The organism is Klebsiella sp. CN_Kp066 (assembly GCF_040065135.1).
In the GTDB taxonomy this organism is placed as follows: domain Bacteria; phylum Pseudomonadota; class Gammaproteobacteria; order Enterobacterales; family Enterobacteriaceae; genus Klebsiella; species Klebsiella oxytoca.
Genome location: NZ_JBEAIU010000040.1, coordinates 1 through 18,898, shown reverse-complemented (window position 1 = coordinate 18,898; position 18,898 = coordinate 1). Strand labels below are relative to the sequence as shown.

Below are 18,898 nucleotides of genomic sequence, written 5' to 3'. Positions count from 1 at the left end.
ATACGGTTCGCAGGTGAGCAAACTTAGCCAGCCGGAAAATATTTATAAATAGTCTTCACCCCTACCCCGATCACATCGGCCACCTGCTGCCGGGTCGCGCCAGCGATTAACATTTCTTCCGCCCGATTGATGATAGTGCGGGTCATGATTTTACGACGACCGCCAATCCTTCCACGTTCGCGAGCTGCGGCCAGACCTGCGCGAGTACGTTCGATGTTTAGCTCTCTCTCCATTTCAGCCAGTGCTCCCATAACATGGAAGACAAACCGGCCAGCAGGCGTTCCGGTATCAAAACTGTCTGTGAGACTACGAAAGTAAATCCCCTTCTCCTGCAGCTCCCCCACCAGCTTAATCAAATCCCACATTCGTCGACCTAATCGATCCAGCTTCCAAACAACCAGCGTATCCCCTTTTTTGAGGCGCTTTATGGCCTTCTTTAAACCTGGCCGCTTCGTGTTTTTACCGCTCGATTTATCTTCAAAAATCAGCTCGCATTCTGCGCGGATCAGCGCATTTTTCTGTAAATCGAGGTTTTGGTCCACTGTTGAGACCCTGGCATAACCAATCAGCATGATGTAACCCTTTGAAATAGCTGATTGTAAAAAGCTCCGGTCTTTCGCTCAAACCCTCGTTTGCGCGAACGCCTTTTTTGGAGCAAAAAATATGGCCTTTAATCCGCCGTTGGGGAGCACGTCTCCCGAGGTGTTGGTCGGTAATGCCAAACGTCTCGATGAACTGGTGAACGGCCCCGCCGCCGACGTTCCCGATCGTGGTGGGGATCCTCTGGACTCCTGGCGTTTGATAATGGAACAAAACCAGACACGCGTAGAGCAACTGGACGATATCATTACCTCTCTTGATACTGCGAGCTTCACTTTTCCGGACGAACCCGCAGGCATCGCTGGCACGACTGATGGTCAGTATTTCCGCGTTCCTCAGGGGGAAGGTAACGTTGTCGGATTTAATTATTATAAAAACAGTGCAGGTATGGCAGTCATTGTTGCATCAGTTGCATCTGCAGAAATTACTAAATTGCTGGGCATGACCGATGATTCTGGTCTCGTACGGACAGTTTCATCTGATGGAAAGATTACGGAAGTAAAAACAGAGACCGGTGATAATTATCTGGCGGGGATGGACGAAAGCATTCAGGAGATGGCGTCGCGTAGCGGGAAGGATAACTCTACGAACCTTCATTCAGCTACGGATAAAGACGGTCTTCAGCTCGTTATCACCGATGCCGAAGGGAAAATCCGTATCCCTCTTACTAATTTTACGCTGCAGGATCTGCTGGCTCAGGTTCAGCCTGTTCCCGGGCCGTTTCTCAATACGCTGAGTGCGGCCGATAAGGCGGCATATGGCTATATTGATGAGCTGGGCGGACTCAACCTTCCGGGGATTCCGACATCCGTCAACAATATGCTGAACAGTCTTTCCCGGCGCGTGCAGCAGCAGGCAGATAGCCGGTTTCTCACCAGCATCAAGGATTACGGTTGGGATCCGAGTAGCCAGGAGGATGCGCGACAGGTTATCCAGCGCGCAATCAGGGATATGGCCCGCAACACTTACGGTGGGGTCATTTATCTCCCACCGGGTATTTACCGGTTGAGCTCCTTCCTCACGCCCGCGCCGAACGTATCGATTATTGGCGCCGGTACCGGCAAAACAATCCTGATGCCGTATGGCTCATATTCGGCGCTCCAGTTCACCACCTCGCCGACGAATCCCGTCCCGGAATTGACCGATTTTGTGTATTCCGATTTTGAGGTGGATTGTCAGGACCAGGTATTGCCGGATGAGGGCTATTTGCCTCGCACTAAAGGCTTGTACTTCAACTTTTACCGGCGCGGCCACCTGCACCGCCTGCGGGTGAGAAACTCTGGCGCTACGGGGATCGGCATCGACTTTGCGCGCGATTCCGCCATTACTGGATGTGTTGTGGAGAATTTCGGTCGGCTGGCACCGTCGGGTAACGATAACCCTGCGGGGGCATCTGGTCTCGGATTAGGGGCTGGCGGTACGCAGAGCGAGCCGCTGTATGTCGCAGGGAACTTCTGCCGCAACGGGAAGAACTTCGGCATCTTCCTTGAGAAACAGCATGGAACAAATGCGCCTTACAGCTCTGAACACACGATAGTCACCGGCAACACATGTACAGGGAATAATGCTGGCCTGGGTGATTGTGGTGTTGATGGCATGATCGCTACCAATAACAACTTCTCAGAAAATAATTATGGCGTGATTATCAGTCCGGGAACTGTGCTGGCATATCCCGGTTCGCGCGGGCGTCTGCAGTGCAATATTATCGCCAAAAATGCTAAACATGGCGTCTATTACAACAGCACGACTGAGCAGCGAGACGGCGAATACCAGATTGACAGCAATACCATCCGTGATAATGGCGAAGATGGGATTAACCTCAAAGCGCCAGGCCAGGAAGTCCGCAGCATGTTTATCCAGGGGAATGACGTTTATCGAAACGGACGGCATGGTCTGAACCTGGAAGACGGGACGGCGATCAATATGGATGTGGTAAACAACCGCTTCTGGAATAACGGCCTGACCGCTTCCGGGAACGGAATTAATCTGGCCTCAGAAGTTAAGATCAGCTCGTTCAGCGCAAATAAAATTCGCGACATCCAGTCTACGCCTACTCAGCAATATCCTGTTTATGCCAGCGGTACGCTTACCGATGTCGATATTTCATTTAACCACTGCGTGGGTAACGCGCAGAACACACTAAATCTGACCGGCACGCAAACCCGCGTCACTACGCTTAACAATCCAGGTATCTGACAATGGCAACTCAAATCAAGAGCAATAAAACTTATCAGGGCGATGCTGCCGCACTTCCTTCCCCGCAGGCCCCGATGCCGAAACTGGCCAGCCTTTACCTGGACTTTGAGAAAGAGCTTTATATTGCCCTCGGCAGAACAACGGGTAATGCCATTCGCTCCCGCCGTCTGGCTGACGTGGTAACCTTTACTCGCGCATCAGAAACTACCCGCGTTAACAAAAGCGGCCTGATAGAGTATCTTGCGTCCGGTGAAGCTGCGATCGAATATGATCCGATTACTGGTGAGTGCCTGGGGCTTCGCGTTGCTGCAGGGGTAACTAACCTTGCGGCCAACAGTGAAAACTTTTCTGGCACGACCTGGACAAAATCGGGCGTGTCCACCACGGCCACCAAAACAATCGCACCTGATGGTAACGTCTCTGCATCACCCTTCAATGAAAGCACTGACAGCGCTGATACTGTGCACTTTATGCAGGAAAATTCCACTCCGGCCGCCACCGTGGGAAGTCCTGTCACATTCAGTATTTTTGCGAAAGCGAATACCGCGAGTGTTATCCAGCTGGTCGCTCAGGGTGCAGTAACAACGACGCAGTTTGCAAACTTCGATTTGGTCAACGGCTTGAGAACCCGTAGCTCGTCCGGCATCCTGCAGACAAGCATGCGGAAATATAAAAATGGCTGGTACCGTCTGAGTATCACCATTACCCCTGCGGGCACAGCCTCCCCGCAGTTCACACTGGCGCTTGTGAATGACGTGACATCAGCCGCTGCGTTGCCAGCCTATACAGGTTCAGGGAAGGGTGTTTACATCTGGGGGGCGCAGATTGAAAACTGGGATGGTGTTACGCCATACATCACGACAGCTGGCGCAACTGTGACCCGGCCTGATGAGGTCTGCACCGTTCGTACCGATCTTGATTTTATTGCTGCTGACCGCGGGGCAATTTTTGCTGATTACAATATGCCCGCCAGCCTGCAGGCGATGAGTGGTGTCTATAACGCCGGGCAGGCAATTGTCTGTCTTGATAATGACAGTGTCGCTGAATATGTCAGTTTTCTGAACCGCCGCATCAGTAACAGTATCACCAACCAGAACCTGGCGGCCGCCGCGAAAATTGTCGGCAGTTCTGAAGTTACGGTTGAAGTAAAACGTCTCGGCCAGGTACGAAACGGCCATCAGTCCTTTATCAGTTCATTTATCAACGGCGATATGCGTGTATTTGACGGCATCAATAAATACAGCGGTGCGCCGCTTGTATCAACTCAGCTGAACCGCTTAATGATTGGGCGGGCCAGAACGACCCCTGGCGCTGTTTCAAACACTTATCTCAAGCGCCTGGTTTATTACCCGGTCACGTTAGCTGATGCTGATTTAGTGTCTCAGTTTAATGCATTGTCGTAGCAACAAATGGCGGCTGTCATGATAATTGTCAGCCGCCATATCAAGGCTTAAATTAATTAGTAAAGTATTTCTGCTGATTAGCCGTGATGTTTCTGAGGAAATAATCACTTTTTGAATCAACGAGAATAAATTCGCCGATAGTCACGTAAGAAAGCTCGCTTGGCGCCCCGCTTACCCACGGCCCGCCACCCAGTACAGCGGAATCAGATATTCCTGTGACATCACCAGACACGGCGCCGGTAACCCATCCTCCGCTGTCCAGAGCGATGCCCTGCAAATGAGTTTTAAAGTCGATGTAGGAGCGAACAATAATATTTGTATTTGCTGTAAACGGGGTAGTTTCTGTCACGATCTCAGCGTTACCCGAATCTGCCTGCGTCGAAATTATCTGTAGAAGGTTTTTCGCCTGACTCTGAAATCCGGCGCCCAGGTTGTATCGACGACGAACGGGGCTGTCTGATTTATAAAATGAGAAAATACTACAGGCCGCTGCGGGCGAAGATCGAAAACGCAGAACAAGAGATGAGGACAAACTTGCTACTCCAGATAACGCAGAAACAGCAGCCGTTAAAGAGAGGGCATCACTTGTTCCGTCGAATACCACGCCTGGCTTAGAACCAATCAGATCAACAGCGCCTGCCGAAACTATCCGTGGCTGTCCGGACACATTTTCGCGGATAGCATTAAACTCATTACCCGATTGATCGTACCAGACACTGATAAATCCGTTGCCTGAACCGCAAAAATTAAGCAGAGCCGTCGTGTCCAGGTCGCCTTCGGCAGTAAATCCAATATTAATCTCTGTGTTATCACTCGAGCGACGTACACGAATTGCAGGCCCGGTGTAGGATGCTGAAAGCTGCCGCAACGACAGAGCCACTGTAGGAGTATATCCAAAAGTAGGCCAGTAACCGGGTAAATCTTTTTTATCGCCGGTATATGCAGAGTTAGAATTAAGTACAAGCATGATGACCTCTTAATTAAGAATCAGATTTATTTTTTGGACCGCTGTCTGTCCGACACTGTTCTGGCAGGCGCTGGTGATAACATATGAGCCATTTTCACCACCGAAGTTGATTAACTGGCAGCTTTTGGTGTCAAAGATCACGCCTTCGGGTAGTGAATAAACGCCGATGGTTTTGGTACATTTCTCGCCATCAGTGACAAGGATTCCGCAATCCCAGAAAGGATATAAATCAACACTTTTTCCTGGTTTCAGTGTTAATGCATCACCTGAAAAACGAGGTCCAATATTGGCCCATGTGCGGGCGGGTTCGCAGCTTGAGCCATCCTGCAGATAGCCATAAATAACGAAGTTAAGACGTCCCGCTTTCGTGTATCCGTTACTGATAGTAATGCTTCGGGTGGATGCATCGTAAGTAACAAAAGGAGGAAGGGAGTCATAGGAAACTGTATGGCTGCCACCGGGTTCATTCTCTTCAGTCATGACTGTCTGGACATGCTCTGAAACATCGTCACGGCCCCACAGAACCGACTTAGCCGGAAGTACTATTGTGCCGCTGCTGCCATAATCAATGTTGACTGAAGGAACGGTGACGAGCGGCTTGATATGACTCAATCCTGTTTTACGCCAGATGCGGCACCAGTCAACACTAATTGTCGCCCCCTTCCAGAGTTTTTCCCATGCCCAGGCAGAATAGGTTTCACCATGGAAAGTGCCTTTATATACATGACTACTCATCAACAAGTAACCCGGTTCACGTACTGAATTGGCATCAAGACTTAATATGCTGCTAAAGGTATCATCAATGAATATCTGGACATTACTTTGATTGAGGATGGTGCTGATTTTATGGTACTTGCCATCAAATATATATTTTTCCGGTCCAAGCGTTCCTCCGCCTGTTTTCGAACCATCTGCTCCCCAGAGATTATAATTTGACGTTGCAAACTGGCTGATGCCCTCGATAATATCCAGCTCATCCGAATTGTAGGTGTAGGATGGCAGCGAACTTTGGGTCCATAATGACGGGTGCCACCCTGGCGGGTTTTGTGTTTTGTGAGTGAACATCGCATACCACTCAATAATACAATCTCCAGTCCCGGCGGGACCGGCGAAAAATGAAAATGCGCCTACAGAGCTCACCATCGCCGCCAGGTCATGCCTTGAGCCTTGCAGATGTGGTTTTTCATTCGCAGTAGCTGCACGGGCCTGAAGCCTCAGAACACCATCCTCAACGCGCATATTATCAAAACCCACCGGCACGCCCCGGTTCGAGTCATTAAAGCCCGTAAACGCGGGGTCAGTGTCGTACATTGTGCCCAGTTGCGTATCAGATCCCCGCGGCGGGTTGAGGTAAGTGCGGGTAGTAAACCAACGCCCCTTAGGATTCGCCGGGCTCAAAATATCCAGCGTATTGAAATCGTCACCTGCAGAAAGAGTGTACCCCTCATAAATTGAGCCAGCCGGACCGGTGCTCTCCAGCATTATCCCGCCAATCTGTCCGGTGGTTTTATCTGATACCCTATTTCCACCCAATAAACTCTCAATGCTAAGCGTAATATTTTTCATCATATCGTCAGCTGTTAATACATATGCGTACCCGGTAGCATCTGGAATAGCTACGTTATCACGTAACCATTTTATTTTCTCAGCATAATAACCATCGGGAATATTAATATAAGCAGCTGTATCTACCTGATTACGTATATCAATCGAAACAACCGATGATACGGGCGTTTGATTGTTTTTCAGGTTATTTATTTCATCCTGAACTGAGTCAGTCAGCAAAGGTATATACAGGCGGCCGTCATTTGCCTGAATGAGTGTGTCATGTTCGCCATCACCAAAGCGCAGGATATCGTCCCCGGTAGTTAACGAAGCATAGGATTCAATGTACTTAAAATAATCCTGGATGGACAAATTAAGTAGCGGAACGAATACACGACCGTCGCAATCCTGTATGAAGGTATCATTCTCACCATCACCTAATCTGAAAATATCATTTCCACTACGTGATGAAACCAGCGATATCAACCGATTAATTGTATTCTGCACAGATTCCGGCAAATAAGGTAAAAAGAAATAACCATCTTTATCAAGAAGACCAACAATGTTTTTCTCACTGTCATGAATTTCAACAATATTTTCGCCTTCAGATTCAGAAATGCGATTATCAATTTTAGCGACGAGTTCTCCTGATGCCATTGTCCGGCCGGTAGTGGTCAGCGTCCCGCCAACGTTCATGACCTCGATAGCGAGCGCACTGTCGTCCGGGCTGCGGTAATACGTGGTGCTACCCTCTGGAATATTTGCGATATCCGCCTGGGCCGCCTCGAGCGTCATGTACTGCTTACTCAGCGGAATGATGTTCTGCCGGACTTCATCATTTTTCGCCATCATCTGACGCCAGGTCTCGAGCGGTTCCCCGCCGCGATCGTTTACCGTTTCCTCCGGCCCGTTCACTAAGCGATCGGCCCGCTTAACGTTATCTAAAAAGATTTCAGGCGTCGTCGTTCCCAAAGGTGGGTTAAGTTCGGCCATGTTTTTTTGCTCCAAAAAAGGCGTTCGCGTAAACAAGGGTTTGAGCGAAAATAGTTAATAAGGGGTTTTTATGGGGTATTAAGCGACGTCGCCGGGGTAGCTGGCGTCATCGTAGGCGTAGAACGATTCGAGATATTCGTTGGCGGTCACCTGGCAGGTTCCGTCCGCCTGCGGGGCAATTTCTGCCACCAGCGCATCATAGACATGCCGCGTTGAGCCGCAGAACACCAGCCTGATCGGCTCAATGGTTGCAGACGATAAATTGATTTTCAGCAGGTCATCAAACTCACTCAGATGCGGGACCGAAAGTTGATAATCCCCTGCTCTGGTCGCCACCATCAGCCCGGAGGCCGAGCCATCCTGGTAACGGATCAGCGCGCGAGGGTTTTCAAAAGACCAGTCCAGCGGCTCCGTGACGGTGAAGGTCGTTACACCGCCAGCCGTTGTCATCTCCTCAACAAGACAGGAAATCGTGTTATTCCCCGGTATATCGTCGGTCAGCACAATACGATCGCCAACGTTGTAGCAGAGTGCGTCCAGTTCGGTCGTCGTCTGGAACGTTACGCGCTGCTGCAGGTATTTCATCAGGCGCCGCATACCAATTTGATAGGCGTGATCCTGACTCAGTACCCCGTCGAGTTTGTAATCCTCGATTTTCACCGGGGTAGGGTTATCGGGAGTGCGGCATTTAACCGTCTCTTCCGCCCAGGTGGTCCCGTTGACGTAGGTCACATCAACCCCGTCGTAATCATCGTCAGATGGAGCAATGAAACCGCTCTGCAGCTCTTCGACCATCTCATGCGGGGTGATCACACCTGTCCAGGGCTTAATCCCCTCCCTGTTTACGGTAGCCAGCCCATCACTCAACAGAAAACGGGACCTCCCGGCGTTGGCGATCTTTTGCAGCATTTCCAGCGCTGAGATACTGTCGCCGGTAGCGTAATCGAAATACTCGCCCCGTGGCGTCCAGTACGCGGATTCCAGCGCAGTGATGGTGTCGACGTCCATCTCCAGCCCCAGCGAGTTCCCGACATGCAGCAGCGCCCCAGAAATAGTTCTGGCCGTTCCGGTTTCATATGCTCGCGTCCCAACAACGTTTACGCGGCGGTCAGACTGCGCTGCCAGTTTACCGCCCGTCTCGACGGTCGCCGCCATCAGCGACACACCGGGATAGGATGCTGGGCGAGTCAGCAGTCGTCCGCGCAGTGCCTGCCAGTACATAGAATCCCTGGCATTATTGGAGCCCTGTTCATTGCGCCGTCGACAGCGAACCTCTACAAGTCCCGGAGAACCGAGTGTGATCCGCTCAGTAAAGCCCAGACCGTTGACGTTTTTCAGCGCGTACTCGCCCTGTTTACTGACCCACCCTGAGCCGGAGCCGTAAATCCGGTACTGAATTTCCCACTCAACATGCCGGAGTCGTTTTTTGCCCTTGCTGTCAAAACCGCAGATGCCGTTCGGAAAGGAAAAATTCACTTCGAACATATCCACCACTTCATTTTCAGGGCAGACCAGAAACGGCCCCAGCCAGTTCAGCGTGTCGTTAAGGCCAGTGGCCTCATAGTCGATCATCGTCCTGGTGGTGAATCCCGGCCATGACTCATCAACTGCACCGTTAACCAGACGCGCCACCGTCGCCGTCGTGCCGTCAGCGGACACAATCCTGTACTCATTCCCGCGGTGAGCAAGTGAAAGCCGTTGCACGCCTTCAGGCATGCCCGAAAATGCGGTTCCCGTGGCGCTGTTATAGGCAAGCGTCAAATTTGCCGTTACCGCCGGGCTGCCGCCGGTTGATGCCGTGCCGGCGGTGTAAACAGGGGCATCACCGAAAACGGCAGCTGGCAGCGAAGAGGATGTGATCGCCCCTCCCGCGAACGGGCTGGCCGCCTCGGTTATCACTACAGTGCCGCCGTTATCCTGCGCGACCAGGCCGGAGCCAGTGAGCCCCTCGGTGATGGCCGCCAGAAGTCCAGACATCGACACATAGTTCGCCACCAGCGACACCGCGTAAGCGATCCCCTGCCACGTGATCGTGAACGTGCTGGAGCTGGTCGAAAAGTCGTAGGTGGTAGGTGCTGCGCTGGCCTGAACTTTTGCCGCACTTCCCCCGGAGCCCGGCACCGCAGCCTGGCCAGGGGTATATGACGCGATAAACAAATCGTAGTCGACTGAGTTAAACCCCAGCGTCACCGGCATATCGACTACTGGCGCTATCTCTGCCAGCAGCGGACTCGCGATAACGCTGTACCCGGCCGCCGTTGATATCTGGTAGTTGGCGGGAGCCTTTATCTCAACAATCGCGCCTTCTACCCAGCTATCCGGCAGAGAATTGTCGTTCTCGTCGTCATCATCGCCATCATCCGTGTCCAGCCCGGTAAATGTTACGTCTGCTCCAGCCACGGTCATGCTGTCTGCAATAATGTCGTCCGCATCCGGCGACGTCTGGGCCATATCAAGACCGGTACCGGATGACGTCCCGCCAACCTCCGTACTGTTGAACCAGTTTTCACTACGCTCATCGCCGGAAACGTCCGCACCAGGGGGATAATGCGTGCTGCTGAATCCTGGCAGGGTCGATGCCGGGGTGCTGCCAACGCGGATATCGCCATTGGTATAATCCAGAGCTCCGACACCAAGGCACAGCAGCATCTGTACGCGCATTTTCGTGGGATCGGCAGCATCGAACCGGGTAACGGGCTGCACAACATAATCCGGATAAATACGCACGCGCCCAAAAACTTCACGAATCGCATCACCCAGTTTCGCGCTGTTTGCTTTAGCGGGGTTCAGGTCGAGGCTTCGCCCTGTGGTTGACGTGTAGCCACCCGCATCAATATTACCCATCATGAACAGTGAATAAGCCGCAGATGCGACGGCGATACCCACTCCTATCCAGGCAATCGTAGCGGCCTCAAGCCCGAAAGGAACCGGGTACATGCGGACATCGCTTTCCGGCCGGATGATGCGAAACGCCCATTCGCCAGGTGATACCGGCTGACCCTCAAGCTCAATGGCCAGCGATGGAACATCCCGATCCTCATAGTCTTTGACATTGGCAACCAGCCAGCTGCGAATGCTGGTAACGCCATGCTCATGCGTTTCGAGTGGTTCACCGGGCAGCCGCGACGGGTAAAAACGAACGGTCATTGCCAGAACTCCACTTTGACAAATCGCCGCTTAAATCGCGGCAAAGGCAGAATGGTGACGTTTGTTCCCGGATTGCATTCCGCCACGTGCAGCATGCCACCGATATTAACGACGATACCGACATGGATGACGGTGGATCCGGAATAACAGGCCACACCGGCACCTTCGCACGGTTCGCAGCGCTCCAGAGAAAGCATCATCCGGCGCGCTTCACGGTCGAGCCCGCCGTCGTCTTTGGTCACCCCGGCGAACTCAGGCCAGAGAGGCAGTCCAAGGTCCGCCCGGATTTCGTTCACAATGCCGAAGCAGTCAAGTTCTGGGTACGTGCGACCGCCCTTCAGCCAGGTGACTGAAAGGTATTTGTCAGGGTTAAACATTGGGATTCCTTAGCTGATGTAACGCAGACCGGGGAATAAAGGGAGCGTATAACGGTATCGCGGCCAGGCTGTATCGAGGACATTCATATAGCCCGCGGTGATCTGCACTTCTGTCGCCGTCCAGTAGCCTGATTTGACCTGAAGCGTGTACGGTACCGCCGCAGGCGCCGCTAAATCTGTGGAGATATAACTCCGGTAAGTCAGCGACGCCGAAAGGCGGTTCGCCAGCGCATTGCGGATCGCCGTGGAGACAACGCCGTCGATATTACACAGCGCAAACTTTAAATCCTGCGTGCCGTCCTCGTTACGCGCTGGCAATGCAATATCCATCGCGCAGGCGGTAAACGTTACGGTCTTGCCGTTCTCCGTCGTCGCGGTGATATCCTCATAACCCTGGCAGAGGTAGTGAACATCAGAACCGATAGTTATCTGCAGCGTTTCAATGATCACCTCTGACCCGCTACTGGCGTAAAGGCGGTTAATCTGCGTCATGCTTTGGCCACTCCTTATTCAGCGCGATATCGAGCAGCGAGCTGCCGACTATCCATTCCGGATAATGTCCCCATCCAGCCGGAGGCAATGGGCGCTCCCATAACTCAACAGGTGCCGTATACCTCCAGTAAAACCCACCCTCCGGAGTGGGTCCCTTATAAATGTCTGTGAAGCGACATACATAATTTTTAAGCCCTACAGGAGTTAATAACGGTATGTTGAACCAGGCCGCCCCGTCAGATAGCACATCGCGAAACCACGCTTCAAAGGCCTGAGCTTGCGCATCATTAAATATCCATGCCAGATCTGTTTGGGTTGGTGTCGAGGTATAAGCACGCCGCTGACGCGCGCGACCAGTTACCATCGATGTCCGTTTCAGCGGAGAAACCGGAGTTAAACCAAAATTATCTTTAAGGGGGCCTGGCAGGTAATCGGAGGGATAGTAGAGCGTTGAGGTGATAGCCATCAGCCGATTTTCCTCCCAGAGTTAGTTTTGCTGGTTAATGCTCTGTGCAAATCACCCTGCCCACTTGCAACTGAGTTCACCGCCTTTCGATATCCCCGTTCAGCACCCTCATCGGCGGCTTTGCGCACCAGCGCCAAAGTTGCATCGGATGGGTTCCCATTTATTGGGATGGTGATAGTAGGCGAGTAAATAGCGCCGCTTCCGGTTGATTGAGTCGCGACCCTATCCAGAGTGGCATCCAGCTTTGCGCTGGTTTTAGCAGTAGTAACTCGCTCGCCTTTTTGCAGGAGCCATGTACCCGTTTCTGGGACACTATCAAGCCCATCGTGGGCCATCCCCACAGCAGAAATGTTGGATACGATACTCGCTGTTGAGGCTGCAACACTAGCCATAGCTGCAAGATTGTAGGGAAATGGATTTGCGGCCGCCATAGCGATCCCTTGCTGAATAGCAATAATTGATTGAGCTATAGCTGCAGCTTTTTGAACAGCAAATGCTGCTTTATATATGCCTGATTGCTCCCCAAAAGCAGTACGAGTCATATCAACCATTGATCCCAGACCATCAACAACACTACTTAACATCAGTTGATTACGGGCATCGTCGAGCCTGTTCATTTCATCCTGGTGTTTTTTCTTTAACTCAAGTTCTCTGGCGTCCCATTCTTCATTAAGGTCAGAGCGTGCCTGTCGGTTCTGTTCAAGCAAATCAAGTTGGTTCTGATACCACTTTTCCTGCTCTTTCTGCGCATCATCGACTTTTCTTAGCTCACCGAGTTGCCCACCAAACATGGGGTCTATACCAGTAAAGTTAGGCATATCGGCAAATGAATCTTCGGTGATAGCTTTGGTTGCTTTTTTTACTTCTTCCTTGCTGACTCCGGGCAATCCCTGAATATCTTTTAGGACTTTAAAGCGTTCTTTCGTGGTTTTAAGGAGCTTTTCTTCAGGTGTTAATAACTCATCCTGTAAATCACGGAATTTTGACAGGGCATTGTATTTATCAATTTCAGATGCAAGCCCTTCCAGCCTAATCTGTTGCTCTTTATTAATACCTACAAGTTTTCCAGTAGATAAATCGAATCGCAGTTTTTCAAGCTCTGTGACTTCTTTCGTTTTACCAGTAAGTTGATCGGTTAATACAATCTGACGTAGATAGCTCTGCTCCACAGCTTTATAAGCATTATCAAGTTTATTTACTGCTGTTTTAGCAGGCTTACCATTCGTACTTCCCGCAGGTAGTGCAAACGGATTGTCAGTTCCTACTGTTGCAGCCTGAAGAGGTAGAGATACCCTGCTGGTATTAGAAAGTTTATCTCTTGTTTCTATAAGAGAAAGTAACTCATCATTGAGGGCTTTTGCGCTGTCATCTACTCCGGTAAGCCAACCAAACATCGACTCACCTTTAGAGTAAAAACCATTTCTTCCATCAAGGCTTTTTTGCAAATAAGTAATACGTTCATTGACCTGGTCAATATTCGAGATGTCAATTTTACCGCTAAGTGCCGCGAAACGGTTACCAGTGCTAGAGGCAAGTTGGCCAGCTCCCGCAGCTGCTTTTACAAGCCATCCGGCAAGCTTGGCAACTTCTGATACAAGATCAGAAATACCTTGAAGAACAACAGGATCAGTCAGTACATCGTGAAGTTTATCAAGTGAACTCTGTAAAGGGTTTAGATCGACTTTAGCTAACCCTGCCGAAATCTCAATTTTGAGCCCAGCGACTTGAGCCTCCATATCTTCAAAGAGCTGGTTTACCTTCACTAAATCATCAATAGATGATGGATCGGGAGCAACACCATAATCTTTAGCAAGATCAATAAACTGTTTAAGTTTTTTATTATTGTTATCAAACAAAGGAAGCAATTTTGAAAGGTCATTACCCAAACTTTCAAGAATCGTTGTTTTCTCGGCATTAGTACTAATTTTCTCTAGGGATTCACCTATAGCGAGCAATTGTTTATCCGGACTAACTTTTGATAGTTTTTCAGCTGATAATCCAAGGGCATTGAGTGCATCTACAGCTTCACCAGATTTATTTAATACTGCATCGCCAATTTTATCGCCAATATCCTTAAAGATATCAGCCATTTGATCACCCGATACACCAGCCTTTTCAGCGGCAAACTGCCAAGCGAGAAGCTCTTGGGTAGATAGCTGTAATGATTTAGCCCAGCGATCAGTTTCTGATATTTGCCTTGATGTTGATTTAAGCAATTGAAATCCGGAGGCACCTACAGCTAGCCCAGCAGCAATAGCAGCAGCCCCTATCCCTGTAAGCGCTGCACTAGATTTTGCCACATCATCTTGTACCTGCTTACTCCACTTGGCTGATGCACGTTCAGCTTTATCCATCCCTGAAACAAATCCACCAACTTTTGCAATCAAGTCGATAGTAAGAGTACCTAGTGACTTGCCAGCCATAAATTCTCCAAGAGAAAAAACCCGCTAAAAGCGGGCTTTATTTTAACAATTATCCTTTAACCTCCTTTTAAGGGTGGATACAAAATCTTTCCTTAATGAATCCGGGAGATCTCGTTCCAACCTATCGATTAAAGGCATGTTCATCAAAAGGATATCATTAACGCTACTTGAACCATGTTTTTTCAAAAACATAAGAGCTAGATTATCTACAGCCAATATATTTAGGCATGGCTCACCATCCTTTGAAGAAATAAAATCATTTGCAGAGCACGATTCTATTTTTGTGAAGTCTACTTCTGGTAATGAACGTTTTTTCCCTGAAAAAGATATAAAAATACCAGCAAGAAAAAACACAATAGCAATTAATAAATAATTTTGCTGTTGTGCCATTAGCCCAAGGTTATTCACCCTTGAACCATCACCAACATCAACACTCACATCCATAAAGAATAATGAATATACTGCAAGAACTACGCCTACTAGCGATAACAACTGTCCTGAACTCTTCATATCATTCCCTCGTGATAATAGTTATCAAAAGGGTAGCAGGATTTTTAAAATCCCAAAACTACAATCACTCCCACGTTTTCATCGCGTCCTCAAGCGATACAGCTGATTCATTGATATGCGGGGCGAAGTCGCTGATCTTGTATGGCGGTGTGTTCGTAGACTTATTGATATTTGCCAGAACGGAAGCAACCAACGCTGCGCCCCACTCAGTACGCATCATAATGTTAAGCGGACCATACTTATCGCGGTACTTTACCCACACCTGAAACTCACGAAGGCTTATTCGCTCCTGAGCCTCAGCGATCGTTCGCCCACCGATGCCGTTCATGACTAACTCACACCAGAACTCGTCTTCTCCTGTGAGTTCGTATTCTTTCCCAGCTCGTTGACTTCCTGCATAGCCAATAGCAAAGCAACGACAATCGGGCCATCCAGTGCACCACGTTCTTCAGATGCAGTTCCAAGGATATCAGCCGCCGTGAAAATTGGCTTACCTTCTTCATCGCAAATGTTACCAGCGATGCGCTCGGCAACTGGATCGGACTTCCCGTTATAAGCCAGCAGATCGGCTTTTGTGGTGTGGTAACCCATAGGACGCACAAAAACGGTTGCGATATGTTCTTTCCCGTCACGACCTTTCCATTTTATTTCTTTCTCTACCGGGCGGCCAGTGAATGCCCCGGACTCTTTTAATGTGTCGAGAGTAAGTTTCATTTCTTCTCCTGAATCAAGAAGCCCGGCAGACCGGGCAAATCATTACGCTGCTGCTTTAGGTACCCAGACCGCCGATCCGGAGCGCTGGATAGTTGCGGAGGTGGTAACCACGGCATTTGCCTGAAAATCGAACGGGAAATCGGAAACGTAGCCCTGAAAGATAAACCAGGTGCGATCAGACGGAAGCACCAGACCATCAACAGCATCTTCATCGCCAGAAGCTGCAACGGTCGGGGTGCTGGTACCATCTGACCAGCCGATAGCAAAGGTTAGCGGTGTCTGATCATCAGTTTCAGAAAGCCCATGAAGCATAATGTGGCTGGCGTTTTTCGGGTCGGCATTCAGCCCGACAGTTGCTGAAGCTGGCGTTTTCAGCCCTTTTTTATAGGTTCTGGAATCCCGCTCACTCAGACAGGTATCTTCAATCTGATCGGCCGGGTTGCCGCCGGGGTTGAAGCTGGTGATACATTCAACCTCGCTGACCACGCCAGATTTCAGCACAAAGAGCTGCGTGCCTTGCGTTAACACAGACATTTTTTAGTCTCCATAAATAGAAAAACCCGCTCAGAGCGGGTCAGTTTGGGGTTGTTAGTTACCTTAATGCGATCATGTCAACATCAAAGGAATAGTGGTATTTCAACGTGGAATCATTACGGCTTTGCTCTCCCCACCGGGTGATATAGGCTTTTCCCTCGATGGCATCACGCAGCGCATGGGCCACCGCCATCACGTCAACTTCAGTATTGCCATATATGTCGATCTGAAGAGAGTAACGGTCAGCATCAGGCCGCTGATTAAGGTAATTTTCAGGGGAGCCATCAATGTTTTGCCACACGGCATAGGGATAGACGATATTGTCGTCCTGCATCCCGAAGGGATAGAACCTGACGGGGTTGGTACCCAGTAAAGCCTTTACAGCCTGGCTTGTCGCGCAGACAGAGAATATTGGAGCTATCATACGGACGTTCCTTTTTTGGCTGCGCTACGGACGGCACGATCGATAGCCTTTTCCAGTTCCACAGCGAAAATATTAATTACGTCAGTATCCACGCCATTCATTGCCGGGCGTAGTATTGGCCTCGCAGCCATATGCTCGGTCCCGAATTCCAGAAATCGCCAGTACCAGGTATCACCACCGGGATTGCCTTTATCTCCGGCTGTATTATAACTTTTACCCGCCCTGCCTTTTCGCACATTGGCCTTTGTATTGGCATATTGCCTTGCTCCGCCCATTACCCCTACACGAAAGGTTGGGTCGCCCGTTCTGCGAAAGGCTTTGCTGCTGAAACTGACGACAATATTTTTATAGATGGCTTCTTTAGTAAGAAAGTCATCAACACGAGCGGCATTATTGCGGGCCCTGTCCCGGATGACGTTTGCTGCTTTACGCAGCGCTGCACGCCCGGTTTTATTGCGGGTCACCTGTGAGACGGCATCCATCTTGCCCAGCACCGACTCAAGCCCGGTAAGGTTAACCTCTACACCATCAGCCATCGTTCACCCCTTCTGAGCAGGGCAGCGTCAGATATTCCCTGCCGCTGCGCGGGTCTGGTAAAACGCCTTCAATGTTGTAAATACCACCGCGATACAGAATCCTGTGCTTTCTGGTGACGCCCGCCCGGTAACGAATAGTTATACGCGTTGTTATCTCGCCCTGTGATGCCTGGGCCGCGATAAACTCCCGCGCAGATAAGGGGGAGATTTCGGCCCAGATGGTTGCGACATCTCGCCAGATATTAATTACGGCTCCCGTTGTCGGGTTCTGCTCTTTTACCGGCTCCTGCAGGGTAACCCTGTGACGCAATTTCCCGGCCTGCATATCACCCCCTGGGTTTCCCGCTGAGATAGGTTTGCGGCTCTGCCTGCACATCCTCTTCACCGGCCAGAGACTGAATGATCACATCACACAGAGCCATGTTTGATTCAGCCAGGCGGTTTATCGCTTCCGTCTGCTCTCTCTGTGCTGCTGTTTGTTCGCTCATCGCTGCTATCAGCGCGTTTACCTGTTGCTCGTTCATAGGCTATTTTCGTCCACTTTATTATCCACTCGCGCCGCCGGGCGCAACCTGAGCAAGCCATATACCACCTCAAATAATCGTTGGCCGACGCAAATCGTAGATCAGCATCGTTACTGAGAAAGGCAGCTCACCCTGCTGTAGTTTTTCTTCCTCTTCGCCGTTGCGGTTGCGATCGAGATAGCCAAGCAGTCTGAGAAGGGATTCCTGCATTCGCAATAAAGGCTCACCCTGAATCAGGTTCCCATCCCCATCAACCACCTTGTCCCGACTTCCCTGAATGTAGGAAAGCAGCACAGCACTACCGGCCTGAATTTTCAGGAGCAAATCGGCATCACCTGAGTCATCGTCAATGCGCAGATGCTCTTTTGCCTGGGGTAAAGTTACAAGCTCAATCACGCTTTATCCCTCCCGTCCCGTCCGCGCTTGGCGGCCAGAGTCCAGCCTTTAGAGCCTGTTTCACCTGGCTTATCCTGCGTCTGTTCGTCACAGTGCCAGAGTGAACCACCCCATGTAACCGTATCGCCAGGCAGGTACTCATCGCCCGATTTGAATACGCCGCGGTACACCATAGCCGGTATATCGAAAGCTTTTTTATCGCTCATTCCACTTGCTCGGTTGACCGTAACAGTGAAATTGCGTTGACCATTCATGCTGATATCAACATCTGATACACCATCAACGATGCATTCCCAGCCACGCATACCATGGGTTTTCTCATAAGCACGCCAGAGGCCTCCGTTGTGAGTGGCATAAGATCCGCGCGGATAACTTTTACCTTCATCAATGAAAGGCTGTATTTCCAGTTGCAAAGCATCACGTCCGTCCTGCGCCGGCGGCAACGCGGCGACTGCATCGTCCACCGCCTGTTTCAGCACCGCCGGATCGTAATCTTTGCCGTCGCGCGGGGCCGGGATTTCCCCCACTGCCGCCGTGACTAACTCTTGCAGCAGCGGCCGCACGTCCTCCGGCGTCACGCTTTTACCGTCCTGCGACAGGGGGATTTCCGCTACAGCTTCACTGACGGCATCGTCCACCGCCTGTTTCAGC

19 protein-coding genes and 1 pseudogene are annotated in these 18,898 nt (G+C 50.5%); 2 read left to right on the top strand and 18 right to left on the bottom strand.

Annotation, left to right across the window (positions count from 1 at the left end):
* Positions 1 to 23: 23 nt before the first annotated feature.
* Complete coding sequence (locus ABLV75_RS15725) at positions 24 to 572, bottom strand: recombinase family protein (protein ID WP_311095457.1); 549 nt, start codon at positions 570 to 572, stop codon at positions 24 to 26.
* Between the two features lie 91 nt (positions 573 to 663).
* Between ABLV75_RS15725 and ABLV75_RS15720 the strand changes: the two genes are divergently transcribed.
* Positions 664 to 2,796, top strand: coding sequence for a glycosyl hydrolase family 28-related protein (locus ABLV75_RS15720; protein ID WP_311095458.1), 2,133 nt, complete (start codon positions 664 to 666; stop codon positions 2,794 to 2,796).
* 2 nt (positions 2,797 to 2,798) lie between these two features.
* Positions 2,799 to 4,199 (top strand): hypothetical protein, encoded by a 1,401-nt coding sequence (locus tag ABLV75_RS15715; RefSeq protein ID WP_049091444.1) that lies wholly within the window; start codon positions 2,799 to 2,801, stop codon positions 4,197 to 4,199.
* A 52-nt stretch (positions 4,200 to 4,251) separates the two neighbouring features.
* Here the strand turns inward: ABLV75_RS15715 and ABLV75_RS15710 are convergent, their stop codons facing one another.
* The 17 genes and pseudogenes from ABLV75_RS15710 to ABLV75_RS15630 all read right to left on the bottom strand — a co-directional run.
* Positions 4,252 to 5,166 (bottom strand): arabinofuranosidase catalytic domain-containing protein, encoded by a 915-nt coding sequence (locus ABLV75_RS15710; RefSeq protein ID WP_049091443.1) that lies wholly within the window; start codon positions 5,164 to 5,166, stop codon positions 4,252 to 4,254.
* Positions 5,167 to 5,175: 9 nt separating this feature from the next.
* Positions 5,176 to 7,704 (bottom strand): hypothetical protein, encoded by a 2,529-nt coding sequence (locus ABLV75_RS15705; RefSeq protein WP_311095459.1) that lies wholly within the window; start codon positions 7,702 to 7,704, stop codon positions 5,176 to 5,178.
* A gap of 78 nt (positions 7,705 to 7,782) precedes the next feature.
* Positions 7,783 to 10,851, bottom strand: a complete 3,069-nt coding sequence (locus ABLV75_RS15700; protein WP_311095460.1) for a host specificity factor TipJ family phage tail protein — start codon at positions 10,849 to 10,851, stop codon at positions 7,783 to 7,785.
* Positions 10,848 to 11,228 (bottom strand): nitrite transporter, encoded by a 381-nt coding sequence (locus ABLV75_RS15695; RefSeq protein WP_142444938.1) that lies wholly within the window; start codon positions 11,226 to 11,228, stop codon positions 10,848 to 10,850. Before ABLV75_RS15695 ends, ABLV75_RS15700 begins: the two co-directional genes overlap by 4 nt.
* A 9-nt stretch (positions 11,229 to 11,237) precedes the next feature.
* Positions 11,238 to 11,720, bottom strand: a complete 483-nt coding sequence (locus tag ABLV75_RS15690; RefSeq protein WP_115239624.1) for a DUF1833 family protein — start codon at positions 11,718 to 11,720, stop codon at positions 11,238 to 11,240.
* Positions 11,707 to 12,186 (bottom strand): hypothetical protein, encoded by a 480-nt coding sequence (locus ABLV75_RS15685; protein WP_017146237.1) that lies wholly within the window; start codon positions 12,184 to 12,186, stop codon positions 11,707 to 11,709. The genes ABLV75_RS15690 and ABLV75_RS15685 overlap by 14 nt, the downstream gene beginning before the upstream one ends.
* On the bottom strand, positions 12,186 to 14,609 hold the full coding sequence (locus ABLV75_RS15680; protein WP_348855020.1) for a phage tail tape measure protein: 2,424 nt from the start codon (positions 14,607 to 14,609) through the stop codon (positions 12,186 to 12,188). Before ABLV75_RS15680 ends, ABLV75_RS15685 begins: the two co-directional genes overlap by 1 nt.
* Before the next feature lie 42 nt (positions 14,610 to 14,651).
* On the bottom strand, positions 14,652 to 15,119 hold the full coding sequence (locus tag ABLV75_RS15675; RefSeq protein WP_311095462.1) for a hypothetical protein: 468 nt from the start codon (positions 15,117 to 15,119) through the stop codon (positions 14,652 to 14,654).
* 64 nt (positions 15,120 to 15,183) lie between these two features.
* Positions 15,184 to 15,447 (bottom strand): hypothetical protein, encoded by a 264-nt coding sequence (locus ABLV75_RS15670; RefSeq protein WP_017146240.1) that lies wholly within the window; start codon positions 15,445 to 15,447, stop codon positions 15,184 to 15,186.
* 2 nt (positions 15,448 to 15,449) lie between these two features.
* Positions 15,450 to 15,833 (bottom strand): phage tail assembly chaperone family protein, TAC, encoded by a 384-nt coding sequence (locus tag ABLV75_RS15665; protein WP_017146241.1) that lies wholly within the window; start codon positions 15,831 to 15,833, stop codon positions 15,450 to 15,452.
* Between the two features lie 42 nt (positions 15,834 to 15,875).
* Positions 15,876 to 16,367: a phage tail tube protein gene (locus ABLV75_RS15660; protein ID WP_311095463.1), complete on the bottom strand. Its 492-nt coding sequence runs from the start codon at positions 16,365 to 16,367 to the stop codon at positions 15,876 to 15,878.
* Between the two features lie 58 nt (positions 16,368 to 16,425).
* Positions 16,426 to 16,791, bottom strand: a complete 366-nt coding sequence (locus ABLV75_RS15655) for a DUF3168 domain-containing protein (protein ID WP_064355147.1) — start codon at positions 16,789 to 16,791, stop codon at positions 16,426 to 16,428.
* Complete coding sequence (locus ABLV75_RS15650) at positions 16,788 to 17,327, bottom strand: HK97-gp10 family putative phage morphogenesis protein (RefSeq protein ID WP_101827061.1); 540 nt, start codon at positions 17,325 to 17,327, stop codon at positions 16,788 to 16,790. The genes ABLV75_RS15655 and ABLV75_RS15650 overlap by 4 nt, the downstream gene beginning before the upstream one ends.
* Entirely contained in the window at positions 17,320 to 17,652 is a 333-nt protein-coding gene (locus tag ABLV75_RS15645; protein WP_109256374.1) for a phage head closure protein, read from the bottom strand. The genes ABLV75_RS15650 and ABLV75_RS15645 overlap by 8 nt, the downstream gene beginning before the upstream one ends.
* A 1-nt stretch (position 17,653) precedes the next feature.
* On the bottom strand, positions 17,654 to 17,851 hold the full coding sequence (locus ABLV75_RS15640; RefSeq protein ID WP_311095464.1) for a hypothetical protein: 198 nt from the start codon (positions 17,849 to 17,851) through the stop codon (positions 17,654 to 17,656).
* A gap of 69 nt (positions 17,852 to 17,920) precedes the next feature.
* Positions 17,921 to 18,247, bottom strand: coding sequence for a head-tail connector protein (locus ABLV75_RS15635; RefSeq protein WP_311095465.1), 327 nt, complete (start codon positions 18,245 to 18,247; stop codon positions 17,921 to 17,923).
* Positions 18,244 to 18,898: pseudogene (locus ABLV75_RS15630) on the bottom strand (phage gp6-like head-tail connector protein); the annotation flags it as partial. The gene ABLV75_RS15635 and the pseudogene ABLV75_RS15630, both read right to left, overlap by 4 nt.

What these genes read in the sequence shown, in the direction of transcription:
- ABLV75_RS15720 (WP_311095458.1), top strand. Translation starts at nt 664, where the DNA reads ATGGCCTTTAATCCGCCGTTGGGGAGCACGTCTCCCGAGGTGTTGGTC.
- ABLV75_RS15725 (WP_311095457.1), bottom strand. Translation starts at nt 572, where the DNA reads ATGCTGATTGGTTATGCCAGGGTCTCAACAGTGGACCAAAACCTCGAT.
- ABLV75_RS15640 (WP_311095464.1), bottom strand. Translation starts at nt 17,851, where the DNA reads ATGAACGAGCAACAGGTAAACGCGCTGATAGCAGCGATGAGCGAACAA.
- ABLV75_RS15675 (WP_311095462.1), bottom strand. Translation starts at nt 15,119, where the DNA reads ATGAAGAGTTCAGGACAGTTGTTATCGCTAGTAGGCGTAGTTCTTGCA.
- ABLV75_RS15670 (WP_017146240.1), bottom strand. Translation starts at nt 15,447, where the DNA reads ATGAACGGCATCGGTGGGCGAACGATCGCTGAGGCTCAGGAGCGAATA.
- ABLV75_RS15710 (WP_049091443.1), bottom strand. Translation starts at nt 5,166, where the DNA reads ATGCTTGTACTTAATTCTAACTCTGCATATACCGGCGATAAAAAAGAT.
- ABLV75_RS15650 (WP_101827061.1), bottom strand. Translation starts at nt 17,327, where the DNA reads ATGGCTGATGGTGTAGAGGTTAACCTTACCGGGCTTGAGTCGGTGCTG.
- ABLV75_RS15685 (WP_017146237.1), bottom strand. Translation starts at nt 12,186, where the DNA reads ATGGCTATCACCTCAACGCTCTACTATCCCTCCGATTACCTGCCAGGC.
- ABLV75_RS15715 (WP_049091444.1), top strand. Translation starts at nt 2,799, where the DNA reads ATGGCAACTCAAATCAAGAGCAATAAAACTTATCAGGGCGATGCTGCC.
- ABLV75_RS15695 (WP_142444938.1), bottom strand. Translation starts at nt 11,228, where the DNA reads ATGTTTAACCCTGACAAATACCTTTCAGTCACCTGGCTGAAGGGCGGT.
- ABLV75_RS15690 (WP_115239624.1), bottom strand. Translation starts at nt 11,720, where the DNA reads ATGACGCAGATTAACCGCCTTTACGCCAGTAGCGGGTCAGAGGTGATC.
- ABLV75_RS15660 (WP_311095463.1), bottom strand. Translation starts at nt 16,367, where the DNA reads ATGTCTGTGTTAACGCAAGGCACGCAGCTCTTTGTGCTGAAATCTGGC.
- ABLV75_RS15655 (WP_064355147.1), bottom strand. Translation starts at nt 16,791, where the DNA reads ATGATAGCTCCAATATTCTCTGTCTGCGCGACAAGCCAGGCTGTAAAG.
- ABLV75_RS15680 (WP_348855020.1), bottom strand. Translation starts at nt 14,609, where the DNA reads ATGGCTGGCAAGTCACTAGGTACTCTTACTATCGACTTGATTGCAAAA.
- ABLV75_RS15705 (WP_311095459.1), bottom strand. Translation starts at nt 7,704, where the DNA reads ATGGCCGAACTTAACCCACCTTTGGGAACGACGACGCCTGAAATCTTT.
- ABLV75_RS15700 (WP_311095460.1), bottom strand. Translation starts at nt 10,851, where the DNA reads ATGACCGTTCGTTTTTACCCGTCGCGGCTGCCCGGTGAACCACTCGAA.
- ABLV75_RS15665 (WP_017146241.1), bottom strand. Translation starts at nt 15,833, where the DNA reads ATGAAACTTACTCTCGACACATTAAAAGAGTCCGGGGCATTCACTGGC.
- ABLV75_RS15645 (WP_109256374.1), bottom strand. Translation starts at nt 17,652, where the DNA reads ATGCAGGCCGGGAAATTGCGTCACAGGGTTACCCTGCAGGAGCCGGTA.